Here is a 23,469-nt window from a genome sequence, read left to right on the forward strand (position 1 = left end):
CTCCTGCAAGGGGGCCCGCGCAGGAGAGCGGAGCCGCAGCGGATTCGCAAGCGGCGGAGGCACCGAAGCCTTGCAAAGACTTCGGGTCGGTTTCTTTGCAAGAAACCGGCGTCCGGTTGGCCGGGACCGGCGCCTCGGGTCTTCGGTGCGAGGGCGAAGGGCGCCGGCGCCTTATGCATGATTTGGCGCCCGGCCTTTTCCCCGGGGCGCGGTCCGGGCGCGGCAGGCCGCTCAGAACTTCGGGCGCGCGAAGCTCCAGTCGGGCCGGTGCTTCTTCATCTCGGTTGCGTCGTCGCGCAGCGTGATGCCGCAGGCAAGGTACTGGCGGTGCAACCGGGCCAGCTCTGCCCGGTCGAGCGTGACACCAAGGCCCGGCCCCTCCGGCACGGCGAGGCAGCCACCGGTGAAGGCAAGCTTGCCGCCCTCGATCACTTCGTCGCTCTGCCATGGGTAGTGGGTATCGCAGTCGTAGGTCAGGTTCGGCGTGGCCGCGGCCAGATGGGTCATCGCCGCCAGCGAGATCCCCAGATGAGAGTTCGAGTGCATCGACAGCCCCAGCCCCCAGATCTCGCAGATCCGGGCAAGCTCGCGGCTGGCCCTCAGCCCGCCCCAGTAATGGTGGTCCGACAGGATCACGCGAAAGGCATCCCGCGCCATATTGGGCGGCAGGTGGCTTTCGTGGACGACATACATATTCGTGGCCAGCGGCGTATCCGTTGCGGCCTGCACCCGGGCGTTGCCCTCGATGCCCACGGTCGGATCTTCGAGGTACTCGACCAAACCGTCGAGCTGCGGCGAGAGCTTCAGCGTGGTCTCGACGCTCCAGCCGCCGTTCGGGTCGATGCGCAGCGGCGCCTCGGGGAAGGTGTCGCGCAGGGCGCGCAGGCCCTCGATCTCTTCCTCGGGCTCGAAGACGCCGGCCTTCAGCTTGATCGCGTCGAAGCCGTGAAGCGCCTTCATCCGGGCGGCCTGTTCGACCAGCCCCTCGGGCGTCAGCGCTTCGCCCCAGTCGTCGGGGGGCGTGCCATCGGCGTGCTGGCCGAACTTGTAGAAGAGATAGGCCGAAAAGGGCACTGTCTGCCGTACCTGCCCGCCCAGCAGGTCGCAGACCCGGCGCCCCGTGGCCTTGCCGTAGGCATCCCAGCAGGCCACCTCGATTGCGGCGATGACGCGGGGCAACAGCCGCTCGCCGCCGGTGTAGGCGTCCATTGCACCCGTGACATGGGTGCGGCAGCGCGCGGCGAGGCCGTTCAGATCGGTGACGTCGAGGCCGGTGAGATGCGGCGTGACGCGGGCCAGCGCCTTCAGCACCGGTTGGGAGCCGTAGCTTTCGCCAAGACCCACCGTGCCATCCCCGGTCTCGACCTCGATGATCGAGCGCAGGGCAAAGGGTTGGTGACAGCCTGCATTGTTCAGCAAGGGCGGGTCGGCAAAGGCGATGGGGGTGACGCGGACGTCGGCGATACGGGTGTCGGGCATACAGGTTTTCCGCTGGTCAATCAGGGCGAACGGTCGGTTAACGGGTGTTTCGGAGTGTCCCTCTCCCTACCGCCCTTCATCCTGAAGCGATTCGGTGGAGAAAGGGTTCAGGCAGCCCGGTGCGACAGCGGTCGGTCCGGGCGGGGTGGCGCGGCAGGGGTCAGACAAGGTTGCCCTCGATGTAATCCCAGTTCAGATCCTGCCCCAGCCCCGGGTCTTCGCGGCCATGCACGTAGCCCTCGGCATCCATCTCGTCGTCGATGCGGTTCTGGTATGCCTTGGGCTCGTCGTAGTCGATGAAGGGGTGCAGCAGCCCGCGCTCGTAGTAGCTGGTGTTGTGGATCGCCAGCGCGACCGAGAGGTTGGCGGCGCCGGTGCCGTGCATCTCGCAACTCATGTGAAAGCTCTCGGCCATGTTCGCGCATTTCATCGCGGGGGTGATGCCGCCCATGTCCCAGACCCCGGCGCGGACGATGTCGCAGGCCTCGTGGCGGACCCATTCGGCGCGGGTCCAGTGCTTGCCGGTCATGGTCTCGGGGCCGAGGATGTTCAGTTTCGTCTTCGCGGTCAGCCACTTGAACGAGGACATCGAGGCCTCTTCCATCGGCTCTTCCATCCAGGCGAAGTCCAGTTTCGCCAGCTTGTCGGCCAGCCACAGGACCTCTGTCCGGGTGTAGAAGTGGTGCGGGTCCAGCATCAGCGGCACGTCCGGCCCCAGCGCCTCGCGCACGGCGGCGCAGGCGCTGTAGTCCTTCCTGACGTCCGGCGCGCCGGGGACGGGGGCATCCAGCCGTGCAGCTTGACCGCCTTGTAGCCGCGCGTGTTCACCAGCCAGTCGGCGAAGCGGGCGTAGTCCTCGGGCGTGGCAAGGCCGTTTTCCAGATCGTCGCCGCACATGGTCGAGCCATAGGCGAGGATCTTGGGTCGCGCCCCGCCCAGCAGCTTCCAGACCGGCATCCCGGCGGCCTTGCCCTTCAGGTCCCACAGCGCGAGGTCCACCGCCGCCAGCACGCGGTCGGTCAGCAGCCCGGCGCCAAGGCGCTGCCACTTGTAGACCCTGTACCAGAGCGCTTCGGTGCAAAGCGGGTCCTGCCCGATCAGGTTGGGCCGCACGAAGCGGTCCAGCAGCGCCTCGGACACATCCGCCGTGCGGGTGACGATATGGCCGGTGAGGCCTTCGTCGGTCTCGATCGACAGGATGGCGCTGGTGGTCTGCGAGACCGGGCCGGGGTGGCCGTGGCCATCGCTGTCGCGCACGGTGTTGGTGCTGTGCCGGAAGGTCCGGGCGGTGATGGCGGTGATCTTCATGCGGTCGTCTCCTTGGTCCCGATCCCTGCAAGGAAGGCGCAGGCCCGGGCGATGGCGGCATCGGTGGCGGGCACGAGGCGACCGCGATTGATGAAGCCGTGGGTCACGCCGGGTTCGACGTGGTAGTCTGTGCGCACGCCCTCGGCGCGCAGGGCCTCGGCAAAGGCGCGGTTGTCGTCGAGCAGCACGTCGTGTTCGGCAGCGATGATCGCCGTGTCCGGCAGGCGGCCCAGGTCATCCGACAGGACCGGCGTGATCAGCGGCTCTGACGCGGCGTGGCGCTCGGGGTCGTAGTGGCCGAAAAGCTCCATCATGCGGGCGCGGGTCAGGCCGGGGCCGTCGCGGTAGCGGGTGTAGCTGTCGCTGTCGAAGTCGCAGCCCAGCACGCCGTAGAAGATCAGCAGCCCCGCGAAGCGCCCCGGGTCGGACCTCAGCGCGGCGGCGGCGGCAAGGTTGCCGCCCGCCGAGGCGCCGCCGATGACCAGCGGCCCGGTCAGGCCAAGCGCCGCGCCCTCACTCTCGATCCAGCGGGCGGCGGCGAGGCAATCCTCCAGTCCCGCCGGGAAGGGATGCGCGGGCGCGAAGCGGTAGCTGATCGAGACCACGTTGGCGCGGGCCCCGGCGGCCAGACCGCGTGCCGAGTAGTCGTGCAGCTCGATGGAGCCGCCGACCCAGCCGCCGCCGTGGATGTAAAGCAGCACCGGCGCGCCCTCCGCGCCGCCCCGGTAGAGGCGCAGCCGCTGCGGCTGGCCCGCGCCGCCGGGGTAGGAAAGCTCTTCCGAGGGCACATCTGCGCCGCCCTGCGACCAGTAGACCCCGGCCTCTTCGGGGGTGAGGGTGGCTTCTTTCTGAAGGGCTTCGGCAATGCCTTGGGCAAGGTTCATCGGGCGGACTCCGTGTAGCGGTGGCGCTGGCGGGTGCCGCGCAGGGTGGGGTCGGGGATCGGAACGGAGGACAGCAGCGCCCGGGTATAGGGGTGCTGCGGGTCGGTGATGATCTGCTCGCTCTCGCCGATCTCGACGATCTGGCCACGATACATCACCGCCACCCGGTCGCAGAAGTAGCGGATCACCGCCATGTCGTGGCTGATGAAGAGGAAGGACAGCCCCATCTCGGCCTGCAGCCGCAATAGGAGGTCCAGCACCTGCGTGCGGATCGAGACATCCAGCGCCGAGGTCGGCTCGTCCGCGATCACCAGCTTCGGGTCCAGCGCAATGGCGCGGGCCACGACGATGCGCTGCCGCTGACCGCCGCTGAAGGCATGCGGATAGCGTTCCATCATGCCCGGGTCGAGGCCGACATCCGACAGCAGCTTCGCGACACGGTCCTCCAGTTCCTGCCCCTCGGCGAGGCCGTTCACCACCAGCGGCTCGGCCACGATCTGCTTGACCGTCATGCGGGGGTTGAGGCTGGCAAAGGGGTCCTGAAAGATCATGCGGATCTGGCGCCGGGCATCCCGAAGCGCGCGCCCCTCGGCGGTGACAAGGTTCTGGCCCGCGTAGTCGATCTGCCCCTTGGGGTCGTAGACCCGCGCGATGCAGCGCCCCACGGTGGTCTTGCCGGAACCGCTTTCGCCGACGATCCCCAGCGCCTCGCCCTCGCGCAGGGTGAAGGACACGCCGTCCACCGCGCGGGTCACATCGGTCACGCGCTGGAAGAAGCCTTCCTTCTTCTCGAAATGCAGGTGCAGGTCGTCGACCGTCAGGATCGGCCGCGCGTCCGGGGCGGGGCGGACCTTGGCGGTGGCGGGTTCCTCCAGCCGGCGCACGGCGCCCAGCAGGCGCTGCGTATAGGGGTGCTGCGGCGCGGCAAACAGGCGGAAGGTCTCTCCCTGCTCGACGACGTGGCCCTTTTCCATGACCACCACCTCGTCGGCGATTTCGGCCACCACGCCCATGTCGTGGGTGATGAACATGATCGCCATACCCAGGTCGCGCTGGAGGTCGCGCATCAGGTCGAGGATTTCCGCCTGTGTCGTCACGTCCAGCGCCGTGGTCGGTTCGTCCGCGATCAGCACGTCCGGGCGGCAGGCCAGTGCCATGGCGATCATGGCGCGCTGCCGCATCCCGCCGGAGTACTCGAAGGCGTAGCGGTCCACGGCCTTCTCGGGCTTGGGGATCTCCACCTGCGCCAGCGCGTCCACCGCCATCCGCCGCGCGGTCTTCTTGTCGACGTCGCGGTGCAGGCGGATCGCCTCGACGATCTGGTTGCCGATGGTGTGGACCGGCGAGAGGGAGGACATGGGTTCCTGAAAGATCATCCCGATGCGTCCGCCCCGGATACGGCGGATCTCGCGCCCGCGCGGGTCCATGGCGGTCAGGTCCATGGGCTCCGTCCCGTCGGGCGAGAACAGCACCCGGCCGCCGTTGATGACACCGGGGCGGGGCACCATGTTGAGGATCGTGCGCGCGGTGACAGACTTGCCGGACCCGCTTTCACCGACGATGCAGGTGGTCTTGCCGCGATGCAGGTCGAAGGACACGCCGTGCAGCACGTCCACCACGCCCCTGCGGCTGGAAAAGCCGACGTTGAGGTCCTGAACCTGGATGATGGGGGCGGTCATGGGCGGGCCTCCGATGGGGTGAACGACGCGCAGTCCTGATCGGATGCCGGGTGCCACGCCAGCGCATGCGCCATGCCCGACCTCGTGAGGGCCGTTGCGCGGGGCGAACCGATACGGGCGCAGACCACCGGGCTTGCCGAGCGTGACCTCTGTGGGACATATGCCCTCCCGACACGCCATAGGCGTGCCGACCTCGATCGGCGCCCCTTTGGGGCGACGGGGAGGTCGGGCATGGCGCATGCGCGCCGTGTTGCGCGGGGGTTCGGAGGTTCGACACCCCGCCGGCTCGATGCCGTAGTCACTTCGCTGGCGCCGCGCAATGCGAACCGCAAAAGGGTCGGGCATGGCATATACCTGCCTTGTTTCAAACGGTGTCACGGGTCGTGTCTTGTGTCGGACTCCAGCGCTCGAAGGTCTGCCTGCCGGGGCTGTCCGACCCTGTTTGCGAACTGACATCACACCCTCACTGCGCATAGGGGTCGGCGGCATCGCGCATGCCGTCTCCGAGGAAGTTGAAGGCCAGCACCGCGATGACCACGAAGCCGCCGGGGATGAAGAGCCAGGGCGCCTGCGAAATCGAGACGATGTTCTGCGCCTCCTTCAGCAGCACGCCCCAGGATATCGCGGGCGGCTGCAACCCGAGGCCGAGGAAGGACAGCCCGGTTTCGGCGAGGATCATCAGCGGGATCGCCAGCGTCAGCGAGGCGATGATGTGCGAGGTCAGCGAGGGCAGCATGTGGCGGAAGATGATCCGCCGCTCGGACGCGCCGTCCAGCCGTGCGGCGATGACGAAATCGTCGTTCTTCATGGCAAGGAAGCGGCCCCGCACCACGCGGCCCAGTTCTGTCCAGCCGACCAGAGACACGATCAGCGTGATCACGAAATACTGCTGGTAAATCGGCCATGACGGCGGCAGGGCGGCGGCCAGCGCCAGCCAGATGGGGATCGTCGGCAGAGACAGCACGAACTCGATCAGCCTTTGGATCACCATGTCCACGCGCCCCCCGTAATAGCCCGAGAGGCCCCCCAGCGCGATGCCGAGGACCAGCGAGATCGCCACCCCCACCAGCCCGATCGACATGGAAATCCGGGTGCCGTAGATCACCCGGCTGAACATGTCGCGGCCCAGCCGGTCCGCCCCGAAGAGAAAGAACTTCTCGCGCGGCTCGACGGTGGCGAAGAGGTGGCGCTGGGCGTCCCAGAGGCCCCAGAACTTGTAGTCTTCGCCCTTGCCGAAGAGCGTCAGGTAGATCTTTTCCTCGGTCTGCACGTAGGTGATCTTCAGAGACTGCGGGTCGCGCTGGCGGTCCATCTTCCAGACGTAGGGGCGGATGCGGGTGCCGTCTTCGGTGCTGTCGATGAAATGGATCATCTGCGGCGGATGGTAGATCGCGCGCCGGTTCTGCCTGGTCGGATCGGCGGGCGCGACGAACTCGGCAAAGAGCGACAGCAGGTACAAGAGCCCGATCACCCAGAGGCCCGCCATGGCCAGCTTGTGCCGCCTGAAGGCCCACCAGGTCAGCTGCGCCTGCGAGGCGATGGCGACGCGGTCCATGTCGCGCTCTGCCGCGATGGCGGGGGCGTCGTGGACCGGGGTGTCGGCGGGCAGCGCCGTGCCGTGGGGCGCGTCGAGCGCGGGATCCTTCGCGCTGTTACTCATAGCGGACCCTCGGGTCGAGAAGGACGAGAAGGATGTCCGAGATCAGCATCCCGATGACGGTCAGCGAGGACAGCAGCAGCACGAAGGCTCCGGCGAGGTACATGTCCTGAGACAGGAGCGCCTGTAGCATCAGCGGCCCGGCGGTGGGCAGCGACAGCACGATGGCGGTGACCACGGCGCCCGATACGAGGTTCGGCAGCACCCAGCCGATGGTCGAGACGAAGGGGTTCAGCGCCACGCGCACCGGGTATTTCATGATCAGCGCGAATTCCGACATGCCCTTGGCGCGGGCGGTGTCGACATAGGGCTTGTTCAGCTCGTCCAGGAGGTTGGCGCGCATCACGCGGATCAGCGAGGCGGTGGCCGAGGTGCCCAGCACGACGATCGGCAGCCAGAGGTGCTCGACGAGGTTCAAGAACTTGGCCCATGACCATGGCGCGTTCTGGTATTCGGGGCTGAAGAGGCCGCCGACGTCGGTGCCGAAATGGACGACGCCCACATACATCAGGATCAGCGCCAGCAGGAAGTTCGGCGTCGCCAGCCCGATGAAGCCGATGGTGGTGGCGATGTAGTCGCCGACGGAGTACTTGCGCACCGCGGAATAGACGCCGATGGGAAAGGCCACGGCCCAGGTGAACAGAAGCGTCGAGAAGGACAGCAGCACCGTCAGCGCCATGCGGCCCCAGACGAGGTCAGAGACCGGCTGGCGCCATTCGAAGGACATGCCGAAGTCGCCCTGCAACAGGTTTCCGACCCATTTGAAATACTGCACGTAGAGCGGCTGATCCAATCCGAAGCGCGCCCGCAGGTTCTGGATCGAGGCCTGATCCAGCACCTCGTTCGATTCCCCCAGCTTGGCGATATAGGTGGTCAGGTAGTCCCCCGGCGGCGCCTGGATCAGCAGGAAGGCCACGATGGAGACCGCGAAGAGGAAGGGAACCATCCAGAGAAGGCGTTTGAGGATGAAGCGCCAGATCATGCGGGGAACCTTTGGGCAATGCGGCAGCGGGGCAGGGCCTTGTGCCGCGGTTGGGGGCGGTGTCGGGCCGCAGGCCGGCCTGCGGGGTCGCGGCGGCGGGCCGAAGCCTCTGGCCCGGACGATTGCAGAGCGCGGGGCCGGGCCGGCACTCCCCCGCCCGCAAGGGGCGAGGGGCGCGGTCCGGGCGGCGCTATCGACGCACCTGCGCCCCTACTCCGCGTAGTAGTAGGTCTGCGGCAGGGTCGGGCCCGGGTCGGGGTACATCCACGATCCCGGCAGCGCCCCCGGCACGTTGCGCAGCACGGCGTTCACCACGCCGTAGGTCGAGGGCCGCGTCGCCACGCCGATAATCTCGAATTCGTCCGCGGCGATCTGGTGGATCTGGCGGAAGATCTCCTGCGCCTTCTCCGGATCGGCCTCGCCCTTGAACCGGTCGTAGAGCGCCAGCCGTTCCTTCATGCTTGCCGAGGGTTCTTCCCCGTCGGAGCCGCCGGTCAGGTACCAGCGCGCCCATGGAATGGCGAACCACGAGGCCTGCGGGTGGATCGACAGCACGTCGCGGGGCGACAGCGTCGGGTCCAGACCGCCCGGCGCGCCCCAGACCATGAAGTCATGCTCGTTGGCCTCGCCGCGCGAGTAGTAGATCGACCGTTCCACCGAATTCGCCGTCAGGCCGACGCCGATCTCTTCCCACTGCTCGCGGATGATCTCGAGGTTGTCGCCCCATGCCGGGACCTCGACGCCGGTATAGCTGACGTTGAACTCGAACCGGCGGCCATCCGGCAGCAGGCGAAAGCCCTCGTCGTCCCGCTCGGTAAAGCCCTCGGCGTCCAGCATCTCGTTCGCGCGGTCGGGGTCGTACTCGGTGTGTTGCTTGCCCAGCTGCTCGTTGTACAGCGGATGCTGCGGCAGCGGACCGATCTGGTAGGGCTCGGACTGGCCCTGATAGACGATGTCGATGATCTCGTCCCGGTCGATCCCCAGCGACAGGGCGATGCGCACGTTCTTGTTGCGGATCACTTCGCGCATCACCGGGTCCTTGTGGGTGTGGTTGAAGTGGATCGCCATGTCGTTGGCATCCGCGCTGGTGCGCTCATAGAGCTTGTAGCCGCCCTTTTCCTGGTTCTCGAACAGCACCGGCACGTTCTGAAGGTTGGTCAGTCGCCGGGCCTGCATGTCGACATTGCCCGCGATGGCCTCGAGCAGGATGGCCTGCGCATCGCCCGAGACGCCCCATTGCAGCGTGTCGACATAGGGCAACTGGTTGCCCTCGGTGTCGACCTGCCAGAAGTAGGGATTGCGCTCCATGATGACCTGCGTGGACCCGGCGGTGTAGCCGTCCCCCGTCACAACCCACGGGTCCAGCGTCGGACGCTCGGCATTGCCCCAGCGGTTGGGCGCCTCGACCTCGCCGCAGCGCAGGCGGAAGAGCGCGGGCCAGTCCTCGACGGCCTCGGTTTCGTCCACCATGGCCTGCACCTCGTCGTTGTAGGCGGGATGGAACTGCTGGCAGTAGTGCTTGGCCCAGATCACCGGTTCCTGCGCCAGCGGCGTCGCCAGTTCGGTCAGGAAGGTGCCGTAGGGCGCCGCGAAGCTCAGCACGACGGTGGTGTCGTCGATCTTCTCGGCCTGCATCGGCTGCCCGTCGATGACGAAGCGGGCCGGGGCGTTGGGATAGAATTCCTTGTTGTTCAGCAGGTCGTTGACGAAGAAGACGATGTCGTCGGCGGTGAAGGGTGCACCGTCCGACCATTTCATGCCTTCGCGCAGGTGGAAGGTGAAGGCGCTGCTGTCCTCGTTGACCTCCCAGCTTTCGGCGACATTGGGGATCACCTCGGAGAAGTCGGGCGACCAGCGCGTCAGACCCTGCGGCGAGACGAAGCGCAGGATCGAGTTGTGGTCGTTCGACCCGGACAGGAAGCGGCGGATGGTGCCGCCGTAGCTGCCGATGCTGTCCAGCGGCGTGATGACCTCGGGGCTGGCAGGCAGGCGGTCGTCGACCGGGGGCAGGTCGCCCGCCTCGACGCGGTCCGCCAGCATCGGGGCCTCTTCGTAGGCCAGCGCCGCGAGGGGCGCGCAGAGCGCCGTCACGGCCACCCCCGCAAGCGCGGTGGTTCTCCATGTCTTCATCGGTTTCTCTCCTCCCTGGATGCCGGGCTTTGCGCCTCGACCTCGGTAGTCCTGCATCTGAATGACGGCTTGTCAAACATATTATGGCATGTTGTAAGGTCGTCCTGGGTGCTATCGAGGATGCCATGACAGGGATCGCAACAAACGGACCGGGGGCCGAGAAGGGCAGGGAGCGCGCTGGCGGGCGGCTGGAGGATCGCGTCTTCGGCAAGCTGCGCGAGGCAATTCGCTCTGGCACCTACAGCCTTGGCGACAGGCTGCCCTCGGAGATGGAGCTGGCGCAGGAATACGGCGTGTCGCGCCCGGTGCTGCGCGGCGCCCTGTCGCGGCTGCGCGAAGAGGGGCTGATCGTCTCCCGGCAGGGCGCCGGGTCTTTCGTCAGCAGTGGGCTGCAGGCCTCGGGCGAGGGCTTCGGGCCGCTCGACTCGGTCGACGACATCGCCGCCTATTTCGCTTACCGCAGGCTGCTGGAGGCCGAGGCCGTGGCCCTTGCGGCCCTGCGCGCGACGCCGGCGGATCTGGCCGAGCTGCGCGGTCACATGGCGGACATGGCGGCGCTTGTCGAGGTCGGCACCGCGACCATCGAGCCGGACCTGCTGTTTCACCAGAAAATCGCCGAGTTGTCGGACAACCGGTTCCTGGTTGACAGTATCGCGATGCTCCGGCCTCACATGGTCTTCATCGGGCGTTTCGTGCGGTCGCTGGGCAGCACCGGCTACGCGCGTGGCAAGGCGGCGATGTCGGATGAGCACGAAGACATCGTGCGGGCGCTGGAAGCCGGCGATGCAGCGGCCGCGCGGGCGGCGATGGTCGCGCATATCGACAGGTCGCAGCGGCGCGTCTTCAAGGGAGAATGAGCATGGATCCGAAGATCACCTGTGTCGCGCCGACGCGCAGCACGGTCGGCGAGGGCGCCGTCTGGGACGACCGCGAGAACGTGCTGTGGTGGGTCGATATCCCGGCGGGCATCGTCTACCGCTACGATCCCGCGACCGGCGAGAACCGCGCGCATCAGGTGGGCGAACCGGTCGGCTGCCCGGCCCTGCGCGAGGCGGGGGGCATGGTGCTGGCGACGAAGTCGGGCTTCTGGTTCTGGGACCCGGAGACCGGCGCGAAGACCGCGATCCACGACCCCGAGGCGCATCTGCCGGAAAACCGCTTCAACGACGGCACCACGGACGGGCAGGGTCGGTTCTGGGCCGGGACCATGAAAGACGGCGGCGACCCGCAGGCGCGCGGCACCTTCTACCGGCTAGACCCGGACCTGACGGTGACGGCATGGCGCGGCGGCATCTGGACGACGAACGGGCTGGCCTTCAGCCCCGACGGCAAGACCATGTACCACTCCGACAGCAACGCCCGGGTGCGCACGATCTACGCCTGCGACTACGACAGGGAAACCGGCACGCCGGGGGCCGTGCAGGTCTTTCGCGACACCAACGGCCTGCCCGGGCGCCCGGATGGCGGCACGGTGGATGCCGAGGGCTGCTATTGGCAGGCGGGCATCGAGGGCTGGCAGTTGTACCGCTATTCGCCCGAGGGCGCGGTGATCCTGACCGTCGACATGCCCATCGAGAAGCCCTCGAAGCCGATGTTCGGCGGCGAAAAGCTGGATGTGCTTTACGTGACCTCGCTGGGCGTGCCGGACGACCCGAAGCAGCCCGAGGCCGGATCGCTGTTCTCGGTCGAGGGGCTGGGCATGCGCGGCGTGCCGCAGACCCGCTTCGCAGGGTAACGGCCCATGAAGATCACCGGTCTGCGCAGCTTCATGGCCCGCGACGGCAACCGCCCCCGGATGATCGTGGCACTGGATACCGACGCAGGCATCACCGGCTGGGGCGAGTGTTACAACCATGGCCCCGACCGGGCGCTGCCGCCGCTGCTGGATTACCTCTTCGGGCAGATCGAGGGCGAGGACCCGCGCCGGATCGAGCGGATCATGCTGAAGCTCTACCAGCACACGCGCTTTCCCCCGGCGCGCTGGGGCTGGCGGCCATGTCCGCCATCGACCATGCGCTCTGGGACATTTCGGCCAAGGCACTGGGCGTGCCGGTTTACCAATTGCTGGGCGGCACGGTGCGCGACCGGGTGCGTGTCTACCTCGGCGTCTACTCGGCGCCCGGTGCGGAACAGCTGCGCGACCATTGCGCGGCGGCGCATCAGGCCTACGGGCTGAATGCCTTCAAGCTCTCGCCCTATCGCGCCGACATCCATGCCGAGCCATGGGGCAAGGTGATCACGCAGACGGTGGACTGGGTCGAAGAGGTCGCAGACCTCTGCCCCGACTGGGAATTCGCCTTCGACGCGCACGCCCGCATCTTCGAGCCCTGGCAGGCGCAGCAACTGGGCAATGCGCTGGCGCCCTTTCACCCGCTCTTCTTCGAGGAACCCATCCGCCCCGAAAACATCGAGGCATGGGGGCGGCTGAAATCGCAGCTGACGGTGCCGCTGGCCACGGGCGAAAGCCTGTACTCCGGGTTCGAGTTCCTCCGGCTTTTGCAATGCGCGGGCGCCGACATCATCCAGCCCGACATCTGCGCCGTCGGCGGCCTCTTGGAGATGCGCAAGATCGCCACGATGGCAGAGGCCTTCTACGTGCCGGTCGCGCCGCATAACCCGATGGGGCCGCTGGCGACAGCGGTGAACCTGCATTTCGCCGCCGCCTGTCCGAACTTCAAGATCCTCGAATACCGGCTGCCCGGCACCGCGGCCTTCCTTGGCCGGGATCTGGCGCAGGTGGACGAGGCGGCGGGCTACGTCAAGGATCCCTACCTGCCGGTGGATGGCTACCTCGAATTCCGCCCCGACCGGCCCGGATGGGGTGTCGAGATCGACGAGGACTACCTGAAGACCGACCGCTACATCCACTGGGAACGCAAACTGCCCATCCGCCCCGACGGATCGACGGGCTACACATGACCGAGGCCGCTGCCCTGCGCGCGACCCTGCGCCGCCTGCTGGCGCTGGAGCCCGAGGCCCTGCCGCCCGAGCACAGCTTTCTGGTGCCCGAAGGCGAGGGCCCCTTTCCGGCGGTGCTCTATGCGCATCTGCACGGCGGGCACTACCACCTCGGGCGGCGCGAGTTGACCGAGGGCTGGCGCTGCCTGCAAGGCCCCTATGCGCCGGACCTTCTGGCGGCGGGCTACGCGGTGCTTTGTATCGACATGCCCGGTTTCGGCGCGCGGCAGGGCGAGGGCAACGAGGGCGCGCTGGCCAAGGCGGCGCTCTGGCAGGGGCGCACGCTGATGGGCCGGATGCTGGGCGAATTGCAGGCGGGCTTCGACTGGCTGGCGGCGCATCCGAAGGTGGACGCGGGCAGGATCGCCACGCTGGGCCTGTCCATGGGCGGCACCCACGCCTATTGGCTGGCCGCTCTGGAACCGCGCGTCGCCGCCGTGGCGCAGCTTTGCGTGCTGGCCGATATCGGCCCGATGATCCGCGACGGGTCCTTCGACAAACACAACCACTACATGACCGTGCCGGGGTTCCTGCGCCATGCCGAAATGGGTGACGTGGCCGGGCTGGTCGCGCCGCGCCCGCAGCTTGTCTGTCACGGCGCGGCTAGACGCCCTGACGCCGGAACCGGCGCGCGGCCATGCTCTGACGCGCCTGCGCGCAGCCTATGGCGGGTCCGAGGCGCTGGAGCTGTTCACCGCGCCCGGCGCGGGTCACGAAGAGACACCGGACATGCGCCGCAGGGTGCTGGATTTCCTGTCCCGGACCATCGGGCAGGAGTGAAATCAATGGGAGGAACCATGCTGAACCGACTTCTGATCACCGGGGCCAACGGCAATCTGGGGCGCGAGATGCGTACGCGCCTGACGCATCTGGCTAAGACCATCCGCCTGTCCGACCGGGGCGACCTTGGCGCGGCGCAGGCGCATGAAGAGCTGATGCCCTGCGATCTGGGCGACAAGCAGGCCGTGGAAGAGCTGGTCGAGGGCTGCGACGGTATCCTCCACCTTGGCGGGCAATCGGTCGAGGCGCCACTGGAGGTGATCCGCAACGCCAACCTCGACGGCATGTTCAACCTCTACGAGGGCGCCCGGAAATCGCGCGTTACGCCGCGCATCATCTTCGCCTCGTCCAACCACGCCATCGGCTTTCACAAGCAGACGGAACGGCTGGACGCCGAGTCCGTCACCCGGCCCGACGGGCTCTATGGCGTGTCCAAGGTCTTTGGCGAGGCCATCGCCAGCATGTATCACGACAAGTTCGGGATCGAGACGGCCAGCGTGCGCATCGGATCGTGTTTCCCCGAGCCCAAGAACCACCGGATGCTGTCCACATGGATGAGCCACGAAGATTTCGTGCGCCTGATCGAGCGGATCTTCATCACGCCGCGCCTCGGCTGCCCGATCATCTACGGCGCCTCGGCCAATGCGGCGTCCTGGTGGGACAACCGCGAGGTGGCCTACCCGGGCTGGACCCCGCAGGACAGTTCCGAGCCCTTCCGCGCCAAGATCGACGCCGAGATGGACCCGCCGAAGGGCGACGATGCGAACGCCCTCTACCAGGGTGGCGGCTTCTGCGCCGACGGCATTCACGAAGACTGACCCATTCCTCAAACCGAACGATTCAAGGAAGATACGACCCATGATTGCCCCGACCGAGCTGCGCGACATCATCCGATCCGGCCTGCTGTCCTTCCCCGTCACGCCCTTCGACGCTGACGACAATTTCAACCCCACCGCCTTCTCGGCCCATCTGGAATGGCTGAGCCCGCACAAGATCGCGGGGCTGATCGTTGCCGGCGGCACCGGAGAGCTGTTCTCGCTGTCGCCCGCCGAGGTGGTCGAGGTGGTCAGGACCGCCCGCGCCGCACAGCCCGGCCAGCCGGTGCTTGCCGGCTGCGGCTATGGCACGAAGATGGCCTGTGACATGGCCCGCGCCATCGAAGCGGCGGGCGGCGACGGCATCCTGTTGCTGCCGCACTACCTGATCGGCGCGCCGCAGGACGGGATCGAGGCGCATATCCGCGCGGTCTGCAAATCCACCGACATGGGGGTGATCGTCTACAACCGCGGCCAGTCGGTCTGTTCCGCCGACACGCTGGCGCGGCTGGTCGAGGATTGCCCGAACCTGATCGGCTTCAAGGACGGCACCGGCGACATCGACACGGTCAAGCGCATCACCGTGACCCTGGGCGAGCGGCTGGCCTATATCGGCGGCATGCCCACGCATGAGCTCTTCGCACAGGCGGTGCGCGGCGCGGGCGTGGACACCTATTCCTCGGCAGTGTTCAACTTTGTCCCCGAGACCGCGCTGGAATTCCACGCCGCCTTCAAGGCGCATGACGATGCCAAATGCGAGCAGATGCTGCGCGATTTCTACTATCCGTTTGCCAAGATCCGTGACCGCAAGACCGGCTACGCCGTCTCGGCCATCAAGGCGGGTGTCAGCCTGCGCGGCTTCGACACCGGGCCGGTGCGCAGGCCGCTGACCGACCTGACCGAGGAAGAGCGCGGCATGATGATGGCGCTGATCGGGGATCGAAAGTGACGGTTTGGGAACCGGTTTCGCCTCGCTTGCGCGCGGCGACCGGTAGGGGCTTTGCCCCCGGACCCCCAAGGTATTTGCTGGACCAAAGAAGGATGGGGCGCGGTCCCTCCGTCTTCTTTGGTCCGAAAATACCTCGGGGAGTGCGAGGGGCGGAGCCCCTCGTTCCCCCGGTCACCCCTGGGGCGGATGCGGTGCGTAGGACCTAGCTGCGCGACGATCGCCAGCGTTCGAAGTCTCTTTGCGCGGCTTCCGAGGGTCTCGATGTTCAGCGTTCGCGTCACCAGCGCGCGGTTCAGGGCGCGCACGCGTTTGTTCAGCGGGCGGTCGGTCTCGCAGTCGTCGTCCACGCCCAGCTTGTCGTAGAGCGCCAGAAGCCGGTTCTGGACGGTGCGCAGGGACATGCCGCGCCGCTCGGCGATGAGCTTGTCCTGCAAGCCGATCGAGAGGTCCAGCAGCACCGCGTATTCGCTGTCGTCGAGCGCATTGCGCGGGGTGGCGGCGCGGCGTTGCAGGCGGTGGATCTCTCGGTCCACCATGATCTGGCCCTCGATCAGCACCGCGCGCAGCGCCAGTTTCAGCCGGTCGCGCGGCGCGGTCTTGAGCACGTAGCCATAGGCGCTGTCCTCGGGCACGATGGCGGCGATGCCGCGCAGGTAGGCCTCGTCCGCGTAGTTCGACCAGAACAGGATGCGGGTCTCGGGGCGCTCCTGCCAGAGCGTGCGCGCCGCCTCGATGCCGTTGCGGCGGGCCATGCGCAGGTCCATGACCACCGCCTCTATGCCGATGGTCCGCGCCTCTTTTTCGGCCTCTTCGCCGTGCAGCGCGTGGTAGATCTCTGTCACCTCGGGCAGGGCCTCGGCCAGTGTATCCTCCATGTAGGAGGCGTGGAACTGGTCGTCCTCGACAAGCAGGACCTTCATTGCGGCGCCTCCAGCGTGACCGTGACGGTTGTCCCGCCGTCGCCGGTGATCTCGAGCCTGGCCGAGATCAGCCGCGCCCGCGTGCGCATATGGGACAGGCCCGACTGCCGGGCGGGCGTTGGCGGGATGCCGCAGCCGTCGTCGCGGATCGTCACCGCAAGCGCGCCGGGGGCGGGGCGGGCCACGGTGACGCGGATCTGCGCGGCGCCGGCGTGCCGGGTGGCGTTGTTGACCGCCTCCTGCACGATGCGGAAGAGCGCGGTGCGCACGGTGGGGGCGAGCCGGTCGGGCGCGCCATCGGTGCCGTCGTCCACTGTGGTCCGCGCCCGGCCCGAGGCGGCGCGTTCGAGGTGGACCCGGACCGCATGGGCAAAGCCGAAGAGGTCCAGCAGCGTCGGCACGGCGGTGTCGATGATCCGCCGCAGGTCGTCGATGGTGTCGCGCAGCCGCGCCGCAAGCTCGGAGGCGGGCAGGGGCCGGTCGCCGGTCGCCTCGCGCAAGAGCCGCGAGAGATCGGCGAGCGTCTGGTCGTGCAGGTCCATGCCGACGCGCTGCCGCTCCTGCTCCAGCCGCTGGGTGAGTTCCAGCGCGCCCTGCCGCAGGCCCTCGTCGCTGGCGCGCGCCAGCTCGATGCTGCGGGCGCCGCGCCGGATGCGTTCGGCCTGATGCAGGGCGTGCACATGCGGCGCCAGCGTGTCCGCGATGTCCCGGGCGCGGGCCACGGTTCCCGCGTCGTAGAGCCCCTGCGTCGAGTGCGACAGGTTCAGCGTTCCGATCAGCCGCCCCTGTATGCGCATCGGCACGTTCACCCGGGCGCGCAGGGCGTGGTTCAGGATGGGTTCGCAGGAGGCGCACGGGTAGGTGTAGCGCGGGTCCGTGGTGGCGTCCTCGGCAAGCATGACATCGCAGGCGCCGGTCAGGATGTCGCGGATCGGCGCGTGATCGACCCGGCCCGAGGCGCGCGACCAGCGGGTGCGGATGCCGGTCTCGTAGCTGACGACCCAGCCGGGACGGTCGAGCAGGCAGATGTCCGCATGGGTGAAGGGGATTGCCGAGGCGATCTCTGCCGCAACCGAGTCGAGCGCACTGGGTGATGCTGCTGCGCCGGTCCAGCGCCCTGTCGATGCGCGCGCAAAGGCCGTCCTGCGGCAGGGTCAGGGTGTTTTCGGCCATGTCTCCTCCGGGCGGGTCGCGGGGGTCGGGTTGCGCGTCCCTGCAACCTTGCCCCCCGAATGGCGGAAAGGGAACAGCCGAACCCGCAAGCCTCTTGCGGGAACCCGCAAGCGTTCTGCGGGTCGCTGCCTTTACAGTCGGGGCCCGGGCGCTTCACGATTGCCGCGTCGCAGGGGCCTGCCGTGAAGCCGGTCGCCTGACGAAACAGGAGGAGGCGCGGCACAGGCGCCGTAGGATACGGGTGTGCGCGCTGCGCTCGTCCGAAGGCCGCGCGGCAGCGCGCGGTCGGCATTCTGCGCGGAGACGCGCAATCGCTATGCCGCGCGGGAGAGGCGCGGTGCACATGATGCGCGGAGACACGCGCAAGGGAGGACTGACATGAAAAGGCTCTTTCTGGGCGCGGCGACGCTGGCCCTGATGGCGGGCGCCGTCTCGGCGCAGGACGCGGACACCAGCGGCAAGCGCATCGCGCTGTCGAACAACTACGCGGGCAACTCGTGGCGGCAGGCGATGCTGTCGACCTTCCAGGAAACCGCCGATCAGGCCGTCGCGGAGGGTGTCGTGGCCGCCGCCGACCCCTATACCACCTCGGAAAACCAGGCGACCGAGCAGGCCGCGCAGATCCAGAACATGATCCTGCAGGGCTATGACGCCATCGTGCTGAACGCCGCCTCTCCGACCGCTCTGAACGGCGCGGTCAAGGAAGCCTGCGACGCCGGGCTGGTGGTTGTCAGCTTCGACGGCATCGTGACAGAGCCCTGCGCCTGGCGCATCGCGGTGGATTTCGCCGCCATGGGCAAGGAAGAGGTGGACTATCTCGCGGGCCGTCTGCCGGAGGGCGGCAACCTGCTGGAGATCCGCGGTCTTGCGGGGGTTTTCGTGGACGACGAGATCTCCAAGGGCATCCACGCGGGCGTGGCCGAGCATGACCAGTTCGAGATCGTCGGCTCGGTGCATGGCGACTGGGCGCAGGATGTGGCGCAGAAGGCCGTGGCGGGCATCCTGCCCTCGCTGCCCGAGGTCGTGGGTGTGGTGACGCAGGGCGGTGACGGCTACGGCGCGGCGCAGGCCTTTGCCGCCGCGGGCCGCGACACGCCGCTGATCGTGCTGGGCAACCGTCAGGACGAGCTGAAATGGTGGGCCGAGCAGCGCGACGCCAACGGCTACGAGACGTTGTCGCTGTCGATTGCGCCGGGCGTGGCCTCGCTGGCCTTCTGGGTGTCGCAGCAGATCCTCGCGGGTGAAGAGGTGCCGAAGGACCTGACCGTGCCCTTCCTGAAGATCACGCAGGACACGCTGGACGAGGCGCTGGAAACGACGCCCGAGGGTTCGGTCGCCAATGTGTCCTATGCGCTGGAAGACGCGCAGCAGGTCATCGCGGAGGCAAAGTGAGCCGGACCGGAAAATTTCATCGATGAAATTTGCAAAAGGTGTCCACACCTTTTGACACCGCCCCTCGCGCGCGACGCGCGGGGGGCACGCGACAGCCCTTGGGACGAGCGAAGACCATGACAGCGACAGAGGGCCTGCCCATCGTCACATTGACGGGGGCGGCGAAGCATTTCGGCCCGGTGCGGGCGCTGGATGGCGTGGACCTGACGGTCCGGCCCGGCGACTGCCTTGGCCTTGTCGGCCACAACGGCGCGGGCAAATCCACGCTGGTGAATATCGTGAACGGCTCTCTGCCGCCCTCGGGCGGCACGGTGGACTTCCCCGGCGGGCCACAGGGGCTGCGCAGCGTCTTTCAGGAGCTCTCGCTCTGTCCGAACCTGACCGTGGCCGAGAACCTGCGCATCTCGCATCCCGCACTGAAGGGGCCGGGCTGGCGCCGCCCCGCGCGGGCCGAGATCCGCGCGGCGCTGGACGCGGTCTTTCCCGGCCATGGCATCGACGCCGATGCCGAGGTCGACACGCTGTCCATCGCCGAACGCCAGATGGTCGAGATCGCCATCGGCTTCGCCCCCGGGGCGGGGCCGCGCGGCTGGTGATCCTCGACGAGCCGACCTCCTCGCTGGATGCGGGCATCGCCGAGCAACTGCTGGCGCATATCCGCCGCTTCTGCGCCGGGGGCGGGGCGGTCATCTTCATCTCGCACATGCTGGGAGAGATCTTCGCCGTCGCCAGCCGCATCGTCGTGCTGAAGGACGGCAGGGTGGTGGCCGAGCGGCCCGCCGAGGGCTTCACCCGGCAGGGGCTGGTGGATGCCATGGGCCATGTCGCCACCGAGGAAACCGCCCGCGCCGCCGAGGCCCGCCCGCCGCTGGGCGCGGTCATCCTGCAAGCCGAGGGGCTGGAGGCCCGGCGCGGCGAGGTCGTGGGCCTTTCGGGCCTCGCGGGCCATGGGCAGGCCGCCGCTCTGGCGCGGCTTTATCTTGCGCAGACCTCGGACTGGCGCGCGGGAAAGACCGCGCGCGCGGTCTTCGTCGCCGGCGACCGGCCGCGCGACGGGGTGCTGCCGCTCTGGTCCATCCTGCGCAATATCTCGGTCTCCGTTCTGGGCCGCGACGCGCGGCGCGGGATGGTGAACCGTGAGGCGGAACAGCGCATCGCCGAGGACTGGAAGCGCCGCATCGGCATTCGGACCGGGAGCCTCGACAACCCGATCCTCTCGCTCTCGGGGGGCAACCAGCAGAAGGTGCTCTTTGCCCGCGCGCTGGCCTCTGACGCGCCCATCGTGGTCATGGACGACCCCATGCGCGGCGTCGACGTGGGCACCAAGCAGGACGTCTACGCGATGATCCGCGCCGAGGCCGCCCGGGGCCGCACCTTCCTGTGGTACTCGACAGAGACAGAAGAGGTCTGCCAGTGCGACCGCGTCTTCGTCTTCCGCAACCACGCCATCAGCGCAAAGCTGACCGGCGCCGACATCACCGAAGAGAAGATCCTCGAAGCCTCCTTCGAGATGCAGGAGGCCTCGTGAATTTCCTAGCCCGCCACCGGATCATCCTGCCGGTCGTGTCCCTTGCCGTCCTGCTGGCGCTGACCTTCTGGATGCAGCCCCGCGCCATGAGCTATTTCGGCCTGAACCTGCTGTTCAACCTCGCGGTGCCCATCGCGCTGGCGACCATCGCGCAGATGTGCGTGATCATGGTCAACGACATCGACCTCTCGATCGGCGCCTTCGTCAGCCTCGTGGCCTGCGTCACCGCGACTTTCCTGAACGATACGCCCATGCTGGGGGTGCTGATCCTCCTGGCGCTGATCCTGTCCTACGCGGTCATGGGCGCGGTGATCCACGGGCTGGACCTGCCCGCCATCGTCGTCACGCTGGGCATGTCCTTCGTCTGGGGCGGGCTGGCGCTGTTCATCCTGCCGACGCCGGGTGGCGCGGCGCCGGGCTGGATTCGCACGCTGATGACGGTGAAACCGCCGCTCGCGCCCATGGCCGTGGTGGCGGCGGTGCTGATCGCGGCGGTGACGCATGTCATGTTCATCCGCTCGGGCCTTGGCACGGTCCTGCGCGGGGTCGGCGGCAACATGCGCTCGGTCCAGCGGGCGGGGTGGAACGTGATCTACCTCAAGGCGCTGGCCTACGGGCTGGCGGGCCTTTTCGGCGTGCTTGCGGGCATGGCGCTGGTCGGGCTGACCACCTCGGCGGATGCCAATATCGCGCTGCGCTACACCCTGCTCAGCATCGCGGGGGTGATCCTCGGCGGCGGAGAGTTCATCGGCGGCAAGGTCTCCCCCGTGGGGGCGGTAATCGGGGCGCTGACGCTGACGCTGGCGGCCTCCTTCCTCTCCTTCATGCGGCTTTCACCCGACTGGCAGATCGGCGCGCAGGGGGCGATCCTGATCCTCGTGCTGACCGCGCGGCTGCTGTTCGCCCGGAAAGGAGCGGCAGCATGATGACGCGTGCGACCCCGCTTGCCGCCCTCGCGCGCCCCTGGCTCTGGGCCTGGGTTGCCGCCGGGCTGGCCTTTGCCGCGACGCTGGGCCTGACCTCGGGGCGGGGCGCCGGAGAGCTGGCCTATGCCGCGCTCAGCTTCGGCGCCTTCGCCGCCATCGTCGGCATGGGGCAGATGCTGGTGATCACGCTGGGGCCGGGCAATGTCGACCTCTCGATCCCGGCGACCATGACGCTGTCGGCCACGCTGGCGCTGAAGGTCATGGGCTCGGACCCCGGCACCGCCCTGCTGGGCCTTGCGGTGGCGCTGGCCGCCGGGCTGGGCGTGGGGCTGGCGAATTTCGCGCTGATCTACCTGCTGCGCCTGCCGCCGATCATCGCCACGCTCGCCGCCTCGCTGATCTACCAGTCGCTTGCGATTTGGTCGAATCGGGGCCTGCGCATCAAGCCGCCCGAGGGGCTGGCGGATTTCGCCACCGGGCGCTTCCTCGGCCTGCCCAACGTGGCATGGGTGGGCCTCGTGCTGGCCCCGGCCACATGGGTGGTGCTGGAACGCTCGGTCGCCGGGCGCTGGCTGCTGGCCACGGGGCAGAACCTGCGCGCCGCGCGGCTGGCGGGCCTCCCCGTGCAGGCGGTGCGCGCCGTGGCCTATGTCACCGTCGCCCTGTGTGCCGCGCTCGCGGGCTACCTGCTGGCCAGCTTTTCCGGCGGCGCGGCGCTGAACATGGGGGCGGAATACCTGCTGATGTCCATCGCCGTGGTCGTCATCGGGGGCTGCTCCATCGCCGGGGGCAACTCCAACGTGCCGGGCATCTGGGGCGCCGCGCTCTTCATGTTCCTCGTGGTCTCGATGCTCAACAGCTACGGCGCGGGCGCGGGCGTCCGCAACATCCTCACCGGCGCCATCATCATCGCCATCGTCATCGCCGCCAGCACCCGGAGGTCCCGCCCATGATCACCTTTCCGCCGCACCTTCAGGTGCACGACCCGCGCTTTCTGGAGCTGGTCCACCCCATGGCCAAGCTGGAAAAGATCGCCGAGGGCTTCACATGGACCGAGGGCCCGGTCTGGTTCGGGGATCGCGACTGCCTGCTGTTTTCGGACATCCCCTCGCGCCGCATCCTGCGCTGGTCCGAGAGCGAGGGCCTGTCCACCTACCGGGCCGAGAGCGGCTTCAACAACGGCAACACGCGTGACCGGCAGGGGCGGCTGCTGGGCTGCCGCCATGGCGCGCGCGACGTGGTGCGGACAGAACATGACGGCAGGCTGACGGTTCTGGCGGATCACTTTGAGGGCAGGCGGCTGAACTCGCCGAATGACGTGGTGGTGTCTTCGGACGGCGCGGTCTGGTTCACCGATCCGACCTACGGCATCCTGTCGAACTTCGAGGGCTACCGGGCGGACCCCGAGCAGGCCGCCCACAACGTCTACCGCCTGTCGCCCGCAGGCGACCTGACGGCGGTCGTCAGCGATTTCAACCAACCCAACGGGCTGTGCTTCTCGCCCGACGAGAGCCTGCTCTACATCGCCGAAAGCGGGTCGAGCCACGACGACACGGTGCCTTCGCATATCCGCGTCTTCGGCGTGGACGGCGGGCGGCTGGTGGATCGCGGGGTCTTTGCCGCCATCGACAAGGGCCTGCCGGACGGGATGCGCTGCGACGTCTTGGGCAACCTCTGGTCCTCTGCCGCCGACGGGGTGCATTGCTTTGCGCCCGATGGCACGCTGCTGGGCAAGATCCTCGTGCCCGAGGTCGTGTCGAACCTCTGTTTCGGCGGCTCGGACGGGCAGCGGCTGTTCATCACCTCGACCACCAGCGTGCATCGCATCTTCGTCGACACCATGGGCGCCGAGCCCTGGACGCGGGGCCATCAGTGCCCGTAGCCCGCCGGCAGATGTCGAGATCAAAAG

General features: G+C 68.1%; 20 protein-coding genes and 2 pseudogenes. 12 read left to right on the forward strand and 10 right to left on the reverse strand.

Annotated elements, in window-relative coordinates; translation table 11 throughout:
* Positions 1-231: 231 nt before the first annotated feature.
* The 8 genes from ABFB10_RS16645 to ABFB10_RS16680 form a co-directional block, all read right to left on the reverse strand.
* Positions 232-1,479, reverse strand: coding sequence for a glucarate dehydratase family protein (locus ABFB10_RS16645; RefSeq protein ID WP_347167355.1), 1,248 nt, complete (start codon positions 1,477-1,479; stop codon positions 232-234).
* A gap of 160 nt (positions 1,480-1,639) precedes the next feature.
* Positions 1,640-2,269 (reverse strand): enolase C-terminal domain-like protein, encoded by a 630-nt coding sequence (locus ABFB10_RS16650; RefSeq protein WP_347168044.1) that lies wholly within the window; start codon positions 2,267-2,269, stop codon positions 1,640-1,642.
* Positions 2,176-2,787, reverse strand: coding sequence for an enolase-like domain-containing protein (locus ABFB10_RS16655; protein WP_347167356.1), 612 nt, complete (start codon positions 2,785-2,787; stop codon positions 2,176-2,178). Before ABFB10_RS16655 ends, ABFB10_RS16650 begins: the two co-directional genes overlap by 94 nt.
* On the reverse strand, positions 2,784-3,671 hold the full coding sequence (locus ABFB10_RS16660) for an alpha/beta hydrolase fold domain-containing protein (RefSeq protein ID WP_347167357.1): 888 nt from the start codon (positions 3,669-3,671) through the stop codon (positions 2,784-2,786). The genes ABFB10_RS16655 and ABFB10_RS16660 overlap by 4 nt, the downstream gene beginning before the upstream one ends.
* The gene (locus ABFB10_RS16665) at positions 3,668-5,350 is read right to left on the reverse strand and encodes an ABC transporter ATP-binding protein (RefSeq protein WP_347167358.1); all 1,683 of its coding nucleotides are present in this window, start codon (positions 5,348-5,350) and stop codon (positions 3,668-3,670) included. Before ABFB10_RS16665 ends, ABFB10_RS16660 begins: the two co-directional genes overlap by 4 nt.
* Before the next feature lie 463 nt (positions 5,351-5,813).
* A complete protein-coding gene (locus ABFB10_RS16670; RefSeq protein ID WP_347167359.1) occupies positions 5,814-7,010 on the reverse strand; it encodes an ABC transporter permease in 1,197 nt (398 codons plus the stop codon).
* Positions 7,003-7,989 carry an ABC transporter permease gene (locus tag ABFB10_RS16675; protein WP_347167360.1) on the reverse strand — a complete coding sequence of 329 codons (987 nt, stop codon included), beginning with the start codon at positions 7,987-7,989 and terminating at the stop codon, positions 7,003-7,005. Before ABFB10_RS16675 ends, ABFB10_RS16670 begins: the two co-directional genes overlap by 8 nt.
* Positions 7,990-8,199: 210 nt before the next feature.
* Positions 8,200-10,119: an ABC transporter substrate-binding protein gene (locus ABFB10_RS16680; RefSeq protein ID WP_347167361.1), complete on the reverse strand. Its 1,920-nt coding sequence runs from the start codon at positions 10,117-10,119 to the stop codon at positions 8,200-8,202.
* Between the two features lie 125 nt (positions 10,120-10,244).
* On the opposite strand from ABFB10_RS16680, the gene ABFB10_RS16685 reads away from it, so the two are divergent.
* From ABFB10_RS16685 to ABFB10_RS16710, 6 genes and pseudogenes are all read left to right on the forward strand, one after another.
* Complete coding sequence (locus ABFB10_RS16685) at positions 10,245-10,976, forward strand: FadR/GntR family transcriptional regulator (RefSeq protein WP_347167362.1); 732 nt, start codon at positions 10,245-10,247, stop codon at positions 10,974-10,976.
* Between the two features lie 2 nt (positions 10,977-10,978).
* The gene (locus ABFB10_RS16690) at positions 10,979-11,854 is read left to right on the forward strand and encodes an SMP-30/gluconolactonase/LRE family protein (protein ID WP_347167363.1); all 876 of its coding nucleotides are present in this window, start codon (positions 10,979-10,981) and stop codon (positions 11,852-11,854) included.
* A gap of 60 nt (positions 11,855-11,914) precedes the next feature.
* Positions 11,915-12,067: pseudogene (locus tag ABFB10_RS16695) on the forward strand (mandelate racemase/muconate lactonizing enzyme family protein); the annotation flags it as partial.
* Between the two features lie 47 nt (positions 12,068-12,114).
* Complete coding sequence (locus ABFB10_RS16700) at positions 12,115-13,038, forward strand: mandelate racemase/muconate lactonizing enzyme family protein (RefSeq protein ID WP_347167364.1); 924 nt, start codon at positions 12,115-12,117, stop codon at positions 13,036-13,038.
* Positions 13,035-14,675 (forward strand): NAD-dependent epimerase/dehydratase family protein, encoded by a 1,641-nt coding sequence (locus ABFB10_RS16705; RefSeq protein ID WP_347167365.1) that lies wholly within the window; start codon positions 13,035-13,037, stop codon positions 14,673-14,675. The genes ABFB10_RS16700 and ABFB10_RS16705 overlap by 4 nt, the downstream gene beginning before the upstream one ends.
* Positions 14,676-14,718: 43 nt before the next feature.
* Positions 14,719-15,621, forward strand: coding sequence for a 5-dehydro-4-deoxyglucarate dehydratase (locus ABFB10_RS16710; RefSeq protein ID WP_347168045.1), 903 nt, complete (start codon positions 14,719-14,721; stop codon positions 15,619-15,621).
* Positions 15,622-16,244: 623 nt separating this feature from the next.
* Here ABFB10_RS16710 and ABFB10_RS16715 read toward each other — a convergent pair.
* Positions 16,245-16,541: pseudogene (locus tag ABFB10_RS16715) on the reverse strand (response regulator transcription factor); the annotation flags it as partial.
* Positions 16,538-17,602: a GAF domain-containing sensor histidine kinase gene (locus ABFB10_RS16720; protein WP_347168046.1), complete on the reverse strand. Its 1,065-nt coding sequence runs from the start codon at positions 17,600-17,602 to the stop codon at positions 16,538-16,540. The gene ABFB10_RS16720 and the pseudogene ABFB10_RS16715, both read right to left, overlap by 4 nt.
* Positions 17,603-18,092: 490 nt before the next feature.
* Here ABFB10_RS16720 and ABFB10_RS16725 point away from each other — a divergent pair, with 490 nt between their 5' ends.
* The 6 genes from ABFB10_RS16725 to ABFB10_RS16750 all read left to right on the forward strand — a co-directional run bounded on the left by ABFB10_RS16725 (position 18,093) and on the right by ABFB10_RS16750 (position 23,442).
* On the forward strand, positions 18,093-19,106 hold the full coding sequence (locus tag ABFB10_RS16725; protein WP_347167366.1) for a substrate-binding domain-containing protein: 1,014 nt from the start codon (positions 18,093-18,095) through the stop codon (positions 19,104-19,106).
* 116 nt (positions 19,107-19,222) lie between these two features.
* Entirely contained in the window at positions 19,223-19,702 is a 480-nt protein-coding gene (locus ABFB10_RS16730; protein WP_347167367.1) for an ATP-binding cassette domain-containing protein, read from the forward strand.
* Positions 19,699-20,634 carry an ATP-binding cassette domain-containing protein gene (locus ABFB10_RS16735; protein ID WP_347167368.1) on the forward strand — a complete coding sequence of 312 codons (936 nt, stop codon included), beginning with the start codon at positions 19,699-19,701 and terminating at the stop codon, positions 20,632-20,634. Before ABFB10_RS16730 ends, ABFB10_RS16735 begins: the two co-directional genes overlap by 4 nt.
* The gene (locus tag ABFB10_RS16740) at positions 20,631-21,560 is read left to right on the forward strand and encodes an ABC transporter permease (protein WP_347167369.1); all 930 of its coding nucleotides are present in this window, start codon (positions 20,631-20,633) and stop codon (positions 21,558-21,560) included. Before ABFB10_RS16735 ends, ABFB10_RS16740 begins: the two co-directional genes overlap by 4 nt.
* A complete protein-coding gene (locus ABFB10_RS16745; RefSeq protein WP_347167370.1) occupies positions 21,557-22,513 on the forward strand; it encodes an ABC transporter permease in 957 nt (318 codons plus the stop codon). The genes ABFB10_RS16740 and ABFB10_RS16745 overlap by 4 nt, the downstream gene beginning before the upstream one ends.
* Entirely contained in the window at positions 22,510-23,442 is a 933-nt protein-coding gene (locus tag ABFB10_RS16750; RefSeq protein WP_347167371.1) for an SMP-30/gluconolactonase/LRE family protein, read from the forward strand. Before ABFB10_RS16745 ends, ABFB10_RS16750 begins: the two co-directional genes overlap by 4 nt.
* Positions 23,443-23,469: the final 27 nt, after the last annotated feature.

It is taken from the genome of Ponticoccus litoralis (assembly GCF_039769985.1).
GTDB classification, from domain to species: Bacteria; Pseudomonadota; Alphaproteobacteria; order Rhodobacterales; family Rhodobacteraceae; genus Ponticoccus; species Ponticoccus litoralis.

Coding starts and splice junctions, on each gene's coding strand:
- ABFB10_RS16665 (WP_347167358.1), bottom strand. CDS start 5,350: ATGACCGCCCCCATCATCCAGGTTCAGGACCTCAACGTCGGCTTTTCC.
- ABFB10_RS16730 (WP_347167367.1), top strand. CDS start 19,223: ATGACAGCGACAGAGGGCCTGCCCATCGTCACATTGACGGGGGCGGCG.
- ABFB10_RS16685 (WP_347167362.1), top strand. CDS start 10,245: ATGACAGGGATCGCAACAAACGGACCGGGGGCCGAGAAGGGCAGGGAG.
- ABFB10_RS16645 (WP_347167355.1), bottom strand. CDS start 1,479: ATGCCCGACACCCGTATCGCCGACGTCCGCGTCACCCCCATCGCCTTT.
- ABFB10_RS16670 (WP_347167359.1), bottom strand. CDS start 7,010: ATGAGTAACAGCGCGAAGGATCCCGCGCTCGACGCGCCCCACGGCACG.
- ABFB10_RS16705 (WP_347167365.1), top strand. CDS start 13,035: ATGACCGAGGCCGCTGCCCTGCGCGCGACCCTGCGCCGCCTGCTGGCG.
- ABFB10_RS16700 (WP_347167364.1), top strand. CDS start 12,115: ATGTCCGCCATCGACCATGCGCTCTGGGACATTTCGGCCAAGGCACTG.
- ABFB10_RS16690 (WP_347167363.1), top strand. CDS start 10,979: ATGGATCCGAAGATCACCTGTGTCGCGCCGACGCGCAGCACGGTCGGC.
- ABFB10_RS16680 (WP_347167361.1), bottom strand. CDS start 10,119: ATGAAGACATGGAGAACCACCGCGCTTGCGGGGGTGGCCGTGACGGCG.
- ABFB10_RS16725 (WP_347167366.1), top strand. CDS start 18,093: ATGAAAAGGCTCTTTCTGGGCGCGGCGACGCTGGCCCTGATGGCGGGC.
- ABFB10_RS16675 (WP_347167360.1), bottom strand. CDS start 7,989: ATGATCTGGCGCTTCATCCTCAAACGCCTTCTCTGGATGGTTCCCTTC.
- ABFB10_RS16750 (WP_347167371.1), top strand. CDS start 22,510: ATGATCACCTTTCCGCCGCACCTTCAGGTGCACGACCCGCGCTTTCTG.
- ABFB10_RS16745 (WP_347167370.1), top strand. CDS start 21,557: ATGATGACGCGTGCGACCCCGCTTGCCGCCCTCGCGCGCCCCTGGCTC.
- ABFB10_RS16660 (WP_347167357.1), bottom strand. CDS start 3,671: ATGAACCTTGCCCAAGGCATTGCCGAAGCCCTTCAGAAAGAAGCCACC.
- ABFB10_RS16655 (WP_347167356.1), bottom strand. CDS start 2,787: ATGAAGATCACCGCCATCACCGCCCGGACCTTCCGGCACAGCACCAAC.